7 protein-coding genes and 1 tRNA gene are annotated in these 15,647 nt (G+C 42.4%); 3 read left to right on the top strand and 5 right to left on the bottom strand.

The annotated features are described in order from the left end of the window. Nucleotides 1–189 precede the first annotated feature (189 nt). The 3 genes from ABD769_RS06940 to ABD769_RS06950 all read left to right on the top strand — a co-directional run bounded on the left by ABD769_RS06940 (nt 190) and on the right by ABD769_RS06950 (nt 10,376). Nucleotides 190–1,629: a beta-galactosidase small subunit-related protein gene (locus tag ABD769_RS06940; protein ID WP_344850574.1), complete on the top strand. Its 1,440-nt coding sequence runs from the start codon at nt 190–192 to the stop codon at nt 1,627–1,629. 153 nt (nt 1,630–1,782) lie between these two features. Next, on the top strand, nt 1,783–9,345 hold the full coding sequence (locus tag ABD769_RS06945; RefSeq protein WP_344850576.1) for a tandem-95 repeat protein: 7,563 nt from the start codon (nt 1,783–1,785) through the stop codon (nt 9,343–9,345). 59 nt (nt 9,346–9,404) lie between these two features. Further along, a complete protein-coding gene (locus ABD769_RS06950; protein WP_344850578.1) occupies nt 9,405–10,376 on the top strand; it encodes a PorP/SprF family type IX secretion system membrane protein in 972 nt (323 codons plus the stop codon). A 95-nt stretch (nt 10,377–10,471) separates the two neighbouring features. On the opposite strand, the gene ABD769_RS06955 is transcribed toward ABD769_RS06950, so the two are convergent. From ABD769_RS06955 to ABD769_RS06975, 5 genes are all read right to left on the bottom strand, one after another. Further along, nucleotides 10,472–10,543 (bottom strand) — tRNA-Arg (locus ABD769_RS06955). 287 nt (nt 10,544–10,830) lie between these two features. Then, on the bottom strand, nt 10,831–11,922 hold the full coding sequence (locus ABD769_RS06960) for a sensor histidine kinase (protein WP_344850580.1): 1,092 nt from the start codon (nt 11,920–11,922) through the stop codon (nt 10,831–10,833). Nucleotides 11,923–12,155: 233 nt separating this feature from the next. Beyond that, a complete protein-coding gene (locus tag ABD769_RS06965) occupies nt 12,156–12,890 on the bottom strand; it encodes a LytR/AlgR family response regulator transcription factor (protein ID WP_344850582.1) in 735 nt (244 codons plus the stop codon). 87 nt (nt 12,891–12,977) lie between these two features. Next, entirely contained in the window at nt 12,978–14,651 is a 1,674-nt protein-coding gene (locus tag ABD769_RS06970) for a MutS-related protein (protein WP_344850584.1), read from the bottom strand. 76 nt (nt 14,652–14,727) lie between these two features. Continuing rightward, a complete protein-coding gene (locus tag ABD769_RS06975) occupies nt 14,728–14,868 on the bottom strand; it encodes a hypothetical protein (protein WP_344850586.1) in 141 nt (46 codons plus the stop codon). Between the last annotated feature and the right edge of the window lie 779 nt (nt 14,869–15,647).

Here is a 15,647-nt window from a genome sequence, read left to right on the forward strand (position 1 = left end):
AGTTTAGGTAATGAGAGTTACTGGAGTCCGCTGTGGGATAAAGTATATCGCGAAGCCAAAAAACTAGATCCCACAAGGCCAATTTCCTTTCACGATCAGTGTTGGGGCGGTTTCAATAACGGAGGCAACAAGGTTGATATTGCCAATTACCACTATCCGGGTATCAATGGTCCGGCGGCGACAGATACCATGAAAAGGCCCACTTTATTTGGCGAATATGCCCATATCAGTACCTACAACCGCCGCGAATTACTAACCGATCCCGGTGTCAGGGCGGCTTACGGTCCGTCATTGGTTAAAATGTACGATAGCATGTACGTGCACAAAGGCAATTTGGGCGGAGCCATTTGGAGCGGCATTGATGATACCTTTCACTTACCAGATGGCAATATAGTAGGCTATGGTCCCTGGGGACCAATTGATGCCTGGCGCAGGTTAAAACCGGAATATTGGGGGATGAAAAAGGCCTATTCACCTGTAGTGGTCAAAAATGTACATCAACCTACCCTGAAAAATGGTAAATTGGTACTGGAAATCGAAAACCGCCACGATTTTATCTCGCTCAGCGAGGTAGAAATTAATGCAAAAGTAGATGGTATGGATATTCATTTAACATCGGCCATTAAACCACATCATGAAGGTATGTTGGAAATACCTGTAAAAGAAGATACAAAAGAAGTGTATATTTCCTTTAAAGATCCATCGGGTAATGTGGTAAATGAAGAACTTATTGTTTTAAAATCAACAGAAGAGCCGCTTGATACAAAGAAGCTTCCGCTAAGCTATACCGAAAATGAAATGGCTTATTTTGTAACGCAGGGATCGGTTAATTATACCATTAATAAAATTACAGGTGTTATATCAGGTGCCACAAACAATGGTGTAAAAGTTTTAGAGCAGGGGCCTGTGTTTAGTGTGGTAGCCATGAACAGCGAAGATGGAGGTAAACCCAATGTGGCCGGCGAAACTTATCAGAACAATATCCATCCCGTTAAAAATTATCCGCTCTATACCATTTTTGCAAATGCCATTAAAGTAAAGCAAAGCAGCGACTCCATCATTTTTATTATAAAAGTAGCCTATACCGACGGAGAAGGCAATTTAACATACACTTTTTCTGCCAATGGAAATACGCGGGTAGATTATGAGGTAAAAACCACTTCAGAAAAACCTTATCAATATGGCATGCTATTCCAGTTGCCTAAAGCTTTTGATGTGTTAGGCTGGAAGCGTAAAGGCGAGTTTACCGTATATGCAGCAGAAGATATTGCACGCAACAACGGAACAGCTAAATTAAATGCAAAATGGCTGCCTGCGGTTGAAGAATTTGGAAAACCGGGCGCTACACTCTGGAAAGATGACGCCAATGAAATGGGATCGAATGATTTTAGATCCACTAAACAGAACATTCTTCAGGCAAAATTAAGTAACGGCAATCAGGCGATCGTAATCCATTCTAACGGAAGGCAAGCCTCACGGAGCTGGTTGCAGGATGAAAAAATACAATTACTGGTTGCAGATTACTGGAACAATGGCTCTGAACCTTTTTACGGTTCGCCATTTACCGATGGGCGGATCAACATTAAAGGAAAAATGCTTAAAGGAAGTGTGAATTTTAGGTTGCAATAAGCTCATCGTCATTGCGAAAGGGCTTTTTTCAAATAGCGATCTTTCTATAATGTAACCCCAGGACAGGTAGCTCAACAACTGATAAAGAATAAAAAATAATAAACCAAATGTTGGCGGCAACACCAACAAAAGAAAGATAAAAACAACAGCAAAATGAAAATAACAGATGTAAAAGTATGGCTGGTTGAGGGGGTAAAATACAACTGGACATTATTAAAAATATATACCGATACCGGGCACACGGGAGTAGGCGAGGCCACAAACTGGCCGGGCAGTCCGATTGTTTTTGAAGCCGCCAAACATGTTGGTCAGCGGATTATTGGTTTAGATCCGATGAAAACCGATTTTATCTGGACCAAACTCTACCGGGATTTAAACTGGATGGGCCCTTTTGGTGCCAGTATGTGTGCCATTAGCGGTATCGATATGGCCCTGCTCGATTTAAAGGCAAAAGTATTAGGCGTTCCATGCTATGAGCTTTTAGGAGGTGCTTTCAGAACAGATATCCTGCTTTATGCCAATTATTGGTTTACTGGAGGCGGTCATAACACTGAAGATTATGCCACACAGGCCAAAAAAGTTAAAGCAGCAGGTTTTACAGGATTAAAATTCGACCCGTTTGCACACAATACAGCAACGCTTAATATCCAGTCAAATGGTAACTATACCTTCGTACCATCAGCCAATTACAACGGCACAGTTCCTGTAATTACCTACACGGTTTCTGATGGAAACGGAGGTGCCACCAACGGAACATTAAGCATCACTGTAAGTCCCGTTAACGATCCGCCGATAGTTGCCGATATTGATAAAACAGGTGTAAATGCAGGGGCAGAAGATACTCCGTTGGCATTTACTACAAATAATTTTACCGATAAGTTTACCGATATTGATGGCGACGCATTGGTTAACATCAGGATTGAAACTTTGCCGGCAAATGGCAGGTTGCAAATTAACAACGGAGGTACCGTTACTGATGTTACCGCTGGACAGGTAATTCTGCTTGCAGATTTAGACAAGCTCACCTTTGTGCCGGATGCCGACTGGAACGGTACAACCAGCTTTAAATGGAACGGATCTGATGGCTCGTTATATGCCCTTACCGCAGAGGATGTATTCGTCGAAATCAAAGCCGAAAACGATAGTCCCCTCGTTAATAACGAAACGGAAACCATCCCCGAAGACTCACCCGGAATTATCAAAACAGCTGCTGCAGGCTTGTTAAGCAATGATAGCGATGTAGATGGAAATCCTTTGTCCATTACTTCTTTCAGCATAGCTGGATTTGGCACTTATCCTGTAACACCGGGTGTACCAGGCGCATTTGATATTCCCAATGCAGGCAAAATCACCATCGAAAGCACCGGTGCCTACAGCTTCGTTCCTTTAGCAAATTATAACGGAAATGTGCCGGCAATAACCTATGTTGTTAACGATGGCCAGGGCCAGACCAACTCTACAGCCAACGGAACATTAAATATTAATGTAACAGCGGTAAACGATGCACCGGTAGCACAGGCAGATAATGGCACAACCAGCGAAGACCAGGTTTTAACAGTTAATGCGCTGGCTGGTTTATTGGCTAATGATACCGATGTGGATGGTCCGGTTACGGTTACTGGTTTTACCGTATCGGGTATTACAACAGTGGTATCGCCGGCTACAGAGGGCAGCGTTATTATTCCAAATGTGGGTACCCTTACCATCAGGGCCGATGGAAGTTATACTTTTGCCCCTGTAGCCAACTATGCGGGCAATGTGCCTGCCGTTTTGTACACCATTTCCGATGGAACATTAACGGCCACAGCAAACCTCAACATCAGGGTTACAGAAGTAAACGATATTCCTGTAGGTAATCCGGATGTAGCCACCATTTTAGAGGATGGCAATTTGGCTAAAACAGCTGCAAACGGCGTGTTGAGTAACGATACCGATGCAGATGGAGACGTATTAACGGTAACAGGCTTTACCTATCCCGGCATAGGAACTGTGGTGCCGGTAACCGGGCAGGCATATTTAATGCAGGATTTAACCGATCCGTTAAATCCCATTGCCTTTGGCACCCTTACCATCAACACCGATGGCAGTTACAGTTTTACACCTGCGCCAAATTACAGCGGAGCCTTGCCGGTAGTTACTTATACTTTAAGCGATGGCCGTGGTGGTACAGCTACCTCAACCTTAACCATCACTATAACACCGGTAAACGATGCTCCTGTAGCTAAAAACGATAATGGCGTAACCGATGAAGATGTGCCGTTAACCATAACCGCAGAAAACGGGTTGTTGAAAAATGATACCGACGTAGAGAAAGATGCCTTAACCGTTACCGGTTTTAGTGTTGCAGGAATAACCGATACGCCAACTCCGGGCCAGCCATTTACAATTTCAAATGTGGGTACTATCACCATCAATACCGATGGCAGTTATACTTTTATCCCAAATGCAAACTATAATGGTGATGTGCCATTAATTTCTTACAGCATAACCGATGGAAAGGGAGGCGTGAGCACCGCAACACTAAGCATTAAGGTAAATTCGGTTAACGATGCACCAACAGGAACCGCCATTCCTACAGAAATTATCACCAATGAAGATACTCCGCAAAGTGGCAGGATTAATGGTGCTGACGTTGATGGAGATCCTTTAACCTATACCTTATCATTACCACCAGCCAATGGTACAATTGTATTTAACGCTGACGGCACTTACGTTTATACACCAAATAAAGATTATAACGGACCAGAAAAAATTGAGGTAACCATAAAAGATAATAATGGTGGAAGTGTGGTCATAACCGTTCCGATTACCGTAAATCCGGTTAATGATGTACCTGTAGCTACGGCTTTGCCCATCACCACCCCGGAGGATACTCCCAAAATCGATAAGGTAACTGCAACCGATGTGGAAGATAACCTGGCTGGTAAACCTTTAAGCTATGTTGTTACCACGCAACCTGCGCACGGTACAGTAACCATCAATGCCGATGGAACCTATACCTACACCCCGGTACCTGATTATAATGGTGCCGATGCATTTGTAGTTACGGTTACAGATAGTGATGGAGCAACTACAGCGGTTAACATCCCGGTAACAGTTACTTCAGTAAACGATGCGCCTGTAATTAGCGCCGTCTCAGCTGTTAATACGCCGGAAGATACCCCTCAAAACGGAAAAATTACCGCAACAGATGCTGATGGCGATATTTTAACATATACCGTAAGCACTCAGCCAATGCACGGGAAGTTAACCTTTAATTCAGACGGCACCTATACCTATACCCCGGATCCAAATTATAACGGTCCGGATAGCTTTACTGTAACCGTAAGCGATAACAATGGCGGAACCGTAAACGAAACCATTCCGGTAACTGTAACGCCTGTAAACGATGTTCCTGTGATCAGCTCGCCGGCCATGATCACAGCTGAGGACACCCCTAAGAGCAGCACCATTACCGCTACCGATGTGGATGGCGATGCCCTGACTTATTTGGTAACTACCCGTCCATCACACGGAACGGTAATCCTCAATGCTGATGGCACCTATACCTATACGCCAAATCCGGATTATAATGGTAACGATAGCTTCTCCGTAACGGTAAGCGATGGCAAGGGCGGATCCGCAAAGGTAACCATCCCGATTACAGTAACTCCTGTTAATGATGCTCCTGTGGCCAGCTCGCCAGCCATTAGTACAGCAGAAGATAAACCTAAAACAGGAAAAATCACCGCAACAGATGTGGATGGAAACACGTTAAACTATACAGTTTCTACCCAGCCACTGCACGGAACGGTAATATTAAACGCTGATGGCACCTATACTTACACTCCAAAACCAGATTATAATGGTCAGGATAGTTTCACTGTAACGGTAAGCGACGGCAATGGAGGCACTATCACCGTAACCATTCCGGTAACTGTAACTCCGGTAAACGATGCCCCTGTGGCAAGTTCTCCAGCCATTACCACGGCAGAGGATAGCCCTAAAACAGGTGTCATTACCGCAACCGATGCGGATGGCGATGCTTTAACTTATGCGATAACTACCCAGCCATTGCACGGAACAGTAATATTAAATGCCGATGGTACTTATACCTATACCCCAAATCCGGATTATAATGGTCAGGATAGTTTCACTGTAACGGTAAGCGACGGCAATGGAGGCACTACCACCGTAACCATCCCGGTAACTGTAACTCCGGTAAATGATGCCCCTGTGGCCAGTTCTCCAGCCATTAGTACCACAGAAGATACCCCTAAAACAGGTACCATAACTGCAACTGATGTGGATGGCGATGCCTTAACCTATGCGATAACTACCCAGCCATTGCACGGAACGGTAACATTAAATGCCGATGGTACTTATACCTATACCCCAAATCCGGATTATAATGGTCAGGATAGTTTCACTGTAACGGTAAGCGACGGCAATGGAGGTACTACCACCGTAACCATCTCGGTAACTGTAACTCCGGTAAATGATGCCCCTGTGGCCAGTTCTCCAGCCATTACCACGGCAGAGGATAGCCCTAAAACAGGTACGATTACCGCAACCGATGTGGATGGCGATGCCTTGACTTATGCGATAACTACTCAGCCATTGCACGGAACGGTAACATTAAATGCCGATGGCACTTATACCTATACCCCAAATCCGGATTATAATGGTCAGGATAGTTTCATTGTAACGGTAAGCGATGGCAATGGAGGCACGACCACCGTAACCATTCCGGTAACTATAACTCCGGTAAATGATGCCCCTGTGGCCAGTTCTCCGGCCATTAGTACCACAGAAGATACCCCTAAAACAGGTACTATAACTGCAACTGATGTGGATGGCGATGCCTTAACCTATGCGATAACTACCCAGCCATTGCACGGAACGGTAACATTAAATACCGATGGTACTTATACCTATACCCCAAATCCGGATTATAATGGTCAGGATAGTTTCACCGTAACAGTTAGCGACGGCAACGGAGGCACTACCACCGTAGCCATCCCGGTAACTGTAACTCCGGTAAATGATGCCCCTGTGGTCAGTTCTCCAGCCATTAGTACCGCAGAAGATACCCCTAAAACAGGTATCATAACTGCAACTGATGTGGATGGCGATGCCTTAACCTATGCGATAACTACCCAGCCATTGCACGGAACGGTAACATTAAATGCCGATGGCACTTATACCTATACCCCAAATCCGGATTATAATGGTCAGGATAGTTTCATTGTAACGGTAAGCGATGGCAATGGAGGCACTACCACCATAACTATTCCGGTAACTATAACTCCGATAAACGATGTACCGGTAGCCAGTTCTCCGGCCATCACCACCAACAAAAACACACCGGTTAATGGCACCATTACCGCAACCGATGCAGATGGCGATCCGCTTAGCTTCGCGTTAACCACGCTTCCTGCACATGGTACTGTAGTAGTGAATCCTGACGGAACCTATACTTACACTCCTGCTAACAGCTACAGCGGTACAGATGTATTTACGGTAACAGTGAGCGATGGCAAAGGCGGTACTACCACGGTAACCATTAACGTAACCGTTAATCCAACCAATGTGGCGCCAGTTGCTTCTGCACCGGCCATCACCACCAACAAAAACACACCGGTTAATGGCACCATTACCGCAACCGATGCAGATGGCGATCCGCTTAGCTTCGCGGTAACTACACCTCCTGCACATGGTACTGTAGTAGTGAATCCTGACGGAACCTATACTTACACTCCTGCTAACAATTACAGCGGTACAGATGTATTTACGGTAACAGTGAGCGATGGCAAAGGCGGTACGACCACGGTAACCATTAACGTAACTGTTAATCCAACCAATGTGGCGCCAGTTGTTTCGGCACCTGCCATTACTACTCCGGAGAATATACCGGTTAACGGAACAATTACTGCAAGTGATGCAGATGGTGATCCACTTACCCTTACTGTAAGTACCCTACCAGCGCACGGAACGGTAACCGTAAACCCTGATGGTACCTATACTTATACCCCAACTGCGGGTTACGTAGGTAACGATACCTTCACTGTAACGGTAAGCGATGGCAAAGGTGGTACCACAACGGTAACTATCCCCGTAAATATAACCCTGGTAGCAGCACCAGCCATAAACTTTACCAAAGTAGCCACCAACAGCGTAAGCAAAGTTGGCGATGTAATCAATTACAACATTGTAGTAACCAACACGGGTAATGTAACTTTAACAAATGTTGCGGTAACCGATGCAGGTGCCGATGCAGGATCAATCACTCCTGCAGGCATTGTCAGCTTATTACCAGGTGCAAGTGTAACCGTAACCGCTAAACACACCGTTACTTTAACCGAGGTGAACGCAGGTTCGTTTACCAACCAGGCTTCGGCAACTGCACAAACGCCGGGTGGTACAACAATCAGCAAATTATCTGATGATCCGAATACACCTGCTGCTGGTGATGCAACCATAACGGTAATTGCTCCGGCATCTGCCATTACCCTGGTTAAAACGGGTACGCTAAGTGCAGATGGAAACAGCATCACCTATAACTTTATTATAAGGAATAGCGGAAATGTTACCCTGCACGTGGTAAACTTATTGGATGCCAAACTTGGATTGAACAAAACCTATTCTGGCAATGTTGCTCCGGGCGGTACCATTACCGATACTTATGTTTACCAGTTAACCCAGGCCGATAAAGATGCGGGCAGCGTAACCAACTCTGCTAATGTGAGCGCAAGGACACCGGCAAACCTTCCGGTAAGCGATGTTTCCGGTACAGCCGAGAATAATGATGCCCCAACGGTAACACAGGTTCCAAATGCCGGATCAATTGCCCTGGTTAAAACGTCGGTATTCAATGGCAATAAAGTAACCTATACCTTCACCATCAAGAATACAGGTACCATCACTTTAAACACCATTACCTTAACGGATGCCAGACTGGGCTTAAACAATAAGGTGGTTACCGTTGCCGGCGGGCTTGCCCCGGGTGCAACCACAACCGATGTGGAGGTGTACACCTTAACCCAGGCTGATAAAGATTTAGGTACGGTAACCAATACCGCAACCGTAAATGCTAAAACCCTGGGCGGTGCAAATGTATCAGACGTTTCCGGAACAGCCGAAACCAACAATACACCAACCGTTACAACTTTCCCTAAATCGCCGGCAGCTGTTGATGATAAGGCGCAAACCGTGGCCAATGCACCGGTGGTGATCAATGTACTGGCAAATGATGATCCGGGCAACTCAACCTTCGATAAATTAACAGTCGAGATTGTAAGCCAGCCTAAATACGGTACCGTAAAAGTAAATGCCGATGGTACGGTAACTTACACCCCGGATCCGGGTTATGTGGGCGATGATGTATTTACCTACCGTGTAAAAGATGCTTACGGCTATTACACCAATGTTGCATCCGTAACCTTAACGGCAAACTTCACCGGTATTACCATTCCAAACCTGTTTACGCCAAACGGCGATGGCATTAACGATACCTTCGAGATCATTGGCCTAAACCAATACCAGGCCAGCGAACTGCAGATCGTAAACAGATGGGGTAATGAAGTATTCCATGCCAAAGGTTACCAGAACAACTGGACGGGCGAGGGATTAAACGAAGGTACTTACTACTACTTATTGCGTGTTAAAAAGGCAAACAGCGAGGAGTTCGAAGTGTACAAAGGTTACATCACATTAATCAGGGCGTTTAAAAAATAGGATAAGACTTAGTTCGGCCAGGTTTCTAAAACCAGGCCGAACACTAAGATGTTAAGATAATGAAGAAATTAATATGGTTAATAGCAGGTTCGTTTTTGTTGCTTTCGCGACCGGTATCTGCACAACAGGATGCCCAGTACAGTCAGTACATGTTTAACGGAATTTACATTAATCCGGCCTATGCGGGCTATAAAGAAGTACTCAATGTGCACAGCTTTTACCGTAGCCAGTGGACGGGCATTACCAGAGCACCAAGGAGCATGTCGCTTGCAGTAGATGCCATTGCCAACAGCGGTAACGTAGGGCTTGCCCTCCAGGTGGCCAGCGATAAACTGGGTGCGCAGAACAACCTGAGTATTTATGGCAATTACGCCTACCGCATCAGGATGAACGACGATGGCAGCTCGAGGTTAGCTTTAGGCCTTGGGGTAGGGATGGTGCAATTGGGTATCGACGGCTCCATGCTCAACCCAAATAATCCGGAGCCTAACCAGCCTGTAGGTATGCAGAGTACCATTGTGCCCGATGCGAGGGCAGGGGTGTACTTCGCCAACGATAAGTATTATGCCGGTTTCTCGGTAGATAACCTGATTGCCACTTACATCAATATCGACCGCTATGCCTTTATCCCACAGCCCAAACCACATTATTATTTAACCGCCGGGGCATTGTTCCCACTTAACGAAGATTTTCAGATCAAACCTTCCTTCCTGTTAAAAGACGACCGTGGCGGCCCGACCAGTTTAGATGTAAACGCATTCTTAATGATCAAAGATTTCCTTTGGGTGGGCGGATCTTACCGTACAGGTGTAAAGTTGTACGATAAAAGCTATCTTCAAAAAGACCTTACCCCGCGAAATTCAGCGGTAGCAGCAATCCAGGTTTTTCCATCAGAGAAAATCAGGATCGGTTATGGCTACGATTTCTCCGTTGGTCCGTTGCAGGGCTACAGCGGCGGAACGCACGAAATTTCGCTATCTTATTCATTCATTAAACCAAACATCAGGATTAAATGCCCGAGGGTGTTTTAGATTCGAGTTGGTATATCTTCAGGATTGGTTATCGAACGAGTTATGTAAAACAAAAAACGAGACAAACAGCATGAAAACTGATTTGCCTCGTAAGGTGCTCCCGACGAGATTCGAACTCATATCGATGGTACCGGAAACCATAATTCTATCCATTGAACTACGGGAGCAAGGCTGCAAATATAGGATTTGAAAACATATTTTTTTGACATTTAGATAAAAAAATACACTTATTTCCGCTTTGGTTTTATTAGGCAAAGTTTTTAATGAAACCTCAAACGAATGATCATTTCGATCTGGCCTGGGCTTATCATAATATTGGCCAAAATTATTCAATATCAACTAATTTTAGGTTAGAATGATCTCAAGGGCTCAACCACAATTTGATACGATATTTGTTGTGCTTAGTGATCAAAGGATTTTTTAATTACCAATATTTGGTGTGCTAAGCTAAATTTTACTTATCAGGTAAAATAGAAATGGGGATATTTATCGAAACCCTGTAGAAGTTACTTTCCGGCCCATGATGAAATGACACCTGATCACCAAACGCAAATTTTAGACGTTTTATGATGTTGGTGAGTCCGTTGTTTCCATTATTTTCGCCCTTATTGTACCCTATTTTGTTTAAGGTTTCTATGGTTAGGATATCATTAGTACATAAAACGGATATCCTTGCGGGGAAGTTTTCATCATAGCTATTTCCGTGCTTGAAGATATTTTCAACCATCGTAAGTAGTACCAACGGCAAAAATCTGAGTTCCATTGCATCTCTGTCAAACCGAGTTCTGATATTCAACTGCTCAGATGATCTTAACCGATAGATATGAATCAGTTTTTCAATCTGAGAAATTTCATCTCCCAATAAAATGTATTCATTACTATCGGAAGATGCAATTGCATATCGCATCATATCTGAAAGGGAAATTATTACTTCTGCGGCCACACTGCTGCACTTGACAACATTATGGTACACGAAATCCAGCGTGTTGAATAGAAAATGTGGGTTGATCTGTGCTTTTAAATAGTCGTTCTGGGCAATGGAAAGAATTCTGCCCATTTGCTCTTCTTTAATAATGTTGTTAAGACGCAGTTCTTCTAACAAGGTGCTTTTTCTTTTTTCCCTTATATAGTTCATCAGAAAATAGTATGCTGTTGAAAATGCCGTAAAATATATACAGCGGTAAAGTTCTTTGAGCATGAATTTTTCGTCCAGTTCAACACTTTTAATATGGGTAATGTAGTGGAACCGGATCAGCAGGACATCAGTTAGAAAATTCAGGTATATATATGTGCCTATAGCCAGGATAAAAAAAACAGGGATTTTGAGTGGTATCAACTTCTTTTCCTTAAGACACCATGGGAGTCCGACTTCTGCAATGATGTAGAAATAGCAAATTATGGTGAAATAGTGAACAGTATAGGTGAGCGGCCTGCCATATATTCCAAATACCAGCCTAACTACTACAGTTTCGTAGAAGATAAATAAGGTCCAGATTAAGATATGTATCCATTTTTTTCTGACCCAAAGTAATGCAGTCTTAATCATGCAATATTCCTTTTATATATACAATATTTGGCTTCCTGTATAGCCTGTTATAATAAATTATGGATAATCGATAGTTTCATTCAAAAAAAAATATGAAAGCTAATTCCGTTAAACTTATCCGCCGCAGAATATTTTTCTTCAGTTCCAAAAAAGGCAGTGGACATAAAAATGAAACAGAACCTACGATTGCCACGATCTCACTGACCCTTACTGGTGTCATTTGATATATACCTTTATTGATTTCTGCGTTTTGGTTTGATGAGATTCGTATTAATGAATTCATCAAAACTTTTCCGATAGTGATCCCCTATGAAGATTTTAATACCATTGACCATTTTGATCATGTTTCCATCAATATACTCGATATATTCCTGAGCTATGATGAAACTTCTCTGAAATTGTAATAGCCCCTTTCTGGGTCTTATTTTCTGAGAAAATTCTGTAAGGGACATATAGGTCATGATACTTGCAGAGGTTGTGTGCAACTGGATATAGTTCAGTTTACTCTCTACAGCAATAATTTCGCTAACATTTACCCTGATCAGCCTGTGGTCATCCTTGCTTTTTACAAAAACAAAATCTTCCTCAATCTGAAGTTCAGAGGTTCTGCTACGACTTGGGAAGAGTTTTTGAAAAGTACTTATAAACTTGCCAACAGAATATGGCTTTAATAAAAAAGTATCTGCATCAGCTTCAAAAGCATTATAGCCATATTTTGAATGGGCCGTTGTGAAAACAAGTTTTTTTGTGTTTTTTCTGATCTCTACAGCCAGTTCAAGACCTGACATTCCGGGCATATCGATATCCAGTAGTATCAGGTCTAATACCGGCATTTCACGGATTTCTAAGAGCGCTTTTGTAGGATCTGTAAAGGTCTGTATCAGATTAAGTTCAGGGATTTTATCGATATATCCGGTAAGGCCTTCAATTGAATGTAGTTCATCATCTACGATAATGCATTTATACATATAGTGTCAGTTCAGACACAAATGTAATAATCCGTTCACAAATAGCTAATTGCCGTTACGGAAAGCCTGTTTTTCTACATGGATAGGTTATTTCGGAATGTTAACAGGATTGTTGTTATTAAAATCTTCAGCCAGTTGGGATGCTTCTTTAATGATCTGGTTTGGATATCCGGACATGGCCAGTATTTTAATGGCATTTCTGGTTTTCAATGACCCTTTCTTTAGCCGATGATCAAAGTTCATCTGATCATTCAGGATTGTTTCGGTAAAATGGTATAGATCGAATTCTTCACCAAGAAGTCCGGACAGTTCTACATCATGGGTAGAAACAAATACAAGATTGCCGGAATTTTTAAGGTAAGACAAGATCGCCTTTGCGGAAGAAATTCTTTCAGAGGTATTGGTGCCTTTGAAGATTTCGTCGATCAAAAATATGTTCAGGTACCCGCTTGTTGCATTATCGATCAGTTCCTTCATTACGTTTACCTCCTGCAGATAATAACTTTTACCCTCGAAGATGTCGTCATCGATTCTGATAGAGGAAAACAGTCTTAGGAATGGGGCGCTGTAATTTTCGGCATAACAGGTATAGATGGTCTGGGCCAGCAATGAATTGATGGCAAGCGCCCTTAAAAATGTTGTTTTTCCCGACATATTAGAACCCATTATCAGTATTCCCTTTTCTGATACGTCCAGGGAATTGGGTACACAACCTTGAACGAGCGGATGAACGGCATCTTTTATTGAAAATCTCTCTCCCGGTGCTACGAAAAAAGGTTTACATACCTTTTCAGCACCAGCTCTCAGTGAGGCCACCGAAATCGCCATGTCGATCCCACCGATATATTCGAAAATGAGTGAAACCTGTTGCTGATTTTTTTCTATTGATCTGATAAGACCGAATATGGTAAAGAGGTCGACAAGAAATATTGCTTTCAGGATTTCAAACAGATAAATGGGTATCTGGCTGATATCTGCCGTACCGGTTGGATTAGTCTGAACAAAGAGTAATCGGATCTTTCTTTGGATTTTTTTGAATACCGCTGCTCCCTTTATTGGCTTTTGGTCAAAAGGAAGGTTTTTTTTTGATAACTTCTGAGCCACCTTTATCAATATATCCAGTTGTATAAGTGATCTGGTGAAGGATAAAATATGTCGCTTGTTCCAATAGTTGAGATAGGTAACATTATAGGCAACGATAAAAATGGCAACCAGAAATGCTATGGGAAATTTAAAAGAAATAAGAATGCAGGCTACCAGTGCGAGTATATCAAGTATTATATAGCGAAACCATTTGGGTTTTTCTATCAGCTCGTCTTTTAGTAAAAGCGAAACGGAATAAGCATCCCGCGATTCCAATCTGTTCAATTCAAGCTGGACTTCTTCCCTTAACGCTGGGTTTTCTGAGAAAAAAACGGCCTGTTGATCAAGTTTTTTTAATTCATCCAGGTTATCTGTCGGGTTTTGCAGCTTATTGAATAAAAACTGTTCACCAATTTTACTGGAGGTATGGTTGATGTGGACAAAAAGCTGAAAAAAATCTATGTCTGAAAGCGTTTGAGCAGTTAACTGATGGAAGTCACCTAACTTTTTTACGGGACTGTACCAGCCCAGCTGAACAATATCCACGGTGTCTTCCTTAGCTTTCCCCCAGTTTTTCTTCAGATTCGCCAGCAGTTTCACTTTGGATCTTTTTTGATTGTTGACCAGGAAAAAAAGGAGCAGCGCTAAAAAAGATACTGTAGCAAATACATAGATCATAATCGTATAATAGTCATCACAATTTACTGAACAGATCCGGAACCTCTTTAATTTTATTTAATTTTTTTTCCAAAACTCAGGCCTGGTTTAAAAACTGACGTGCATAGCCTGATACTACCCGGTCCGGGTCATTAATCAGTGAAGTCCAGATAGATTGTTTCTCATTGGTTATATGTCCCAATGTATCATAAGCCTTGATCCTGATGTTTTCTTGCATTTTTGTTGGTTAAAGAGCTACAACGATGATTACGATCCCGTCGATAACCAAAATAGCTTCTGCTGGTGCAACAGATTCGTTCGAACTGAAAACTCTGTTTTCTAACTCAGGCATTTTAAATTTCATAATGTTTAATTTGAGAATTTCCCTACTATCAATGCAACATGCTTATGGCCTACTTTCAGGTTTTATCAGGCCAGTTTCCATTTAACGTTGTACTACTATATCAGCAGCTGTCGTTCAACAGTCAACTGAATAAATATCGCAGAAAGAAAACCTCATTTAATACCCCTTATTTAAAAAGTTAGTTATTGTATTCGAAATAAATATTTTTGGGGAAAGAAAGTTTGGTAAGGCGCATAGTCCAAGCTATATCGTCCTATACTTAAAAAAGAAATACAGGTAATCCATCAATTTCCTTCAGGCTATGGGAATCATGGTTTTGGTCTTGTCAATTACCACTCATTCCCAGTGAAGTTTTTATAATAGGTGTTTTTAGTCAATTTGATAGTCCATCGGTTTTGACCGAAAACCATATTTCAGTCTAACAAATATCACCCTCATCTAAATATCGAATTATTGCAAGTATTACTATGATTCTACGAATTCCTGGTTGTTTACATCAAGTATAAAATCTGAATAAAATGATCGGAGAAAATTATATAGAAAAATCAAATACATTTTACCGAAATATAAGGCAAATTTTAATCAATAATCACATCTTAAATTTGCTTCCACTCAACCTGATGTTTTTTATGTTAAAATAATATTAAATCATT

Origin of the sequence: Pedobacter jeongneungensis (genome assembly GCF_039538295.1) — a bacterium.
Taxonomy (GTDB): domain Bacteria; phylum Bacteroidota; class Bacteroidia; order Sphingobacteriales; family Sphingobacteriaceae; genus Pedobacter; species Pedobacter jeongneungensis.

Excerpts from the sequence above, each read along its gene's own strand:
- ABD769_RS06940 (WP_344850574.1), top strand. The coding sequence starts at position 190 with ATGAAAAGGCCCACTTTATTTGGCGAATATGCCCATATCAGTACCTAC.
- ABD769_RS06945 (WP_344850576.1), top strand. The coding sequence starts at position 1,783 with ATGAAAATAACAGATGTAAAAGTATGGCTGGTTGAGGGGGTAAAATAC.
- ABD769_RS06950 (WP_344850578.1), top strand. The coding sequence starts at position 9,405 with ATGAAGAAATTAATATGGTTAATAGCAGGTTCGTTTTTGTTGCTTTCG.
- ABD769_RS06960 (WP_344850580.1), bottom strand. The coding sequence starts at position 11,922 with ATGATTAAGACTGCATTACTTTGGGTCAGAAAAAAATGGATACATATC.
- ABD769_RS06965 (WP_344850582.1), bottom strand. The coding sequence starts at position 12,890 with ATGTATAAATGCATTATCGTAGATGATGAACTACATTCAATTGAAGGC.
- ABD769_RS06970 (WP_344850584.1), bottom strand. The coding sequence starts at position 14,651 with ATGATCTATGTATTTGCTACAGTATCTTTTTTAGCGCTGCTCCTTTTT.
- ABD769_RS06975 (WP_344850586.1), bottom strand. The coding sequence starts at position 14,868 with ATGCAAGAAAACATCAGGATCAAGGCTTATGATACATTGGGACATATA.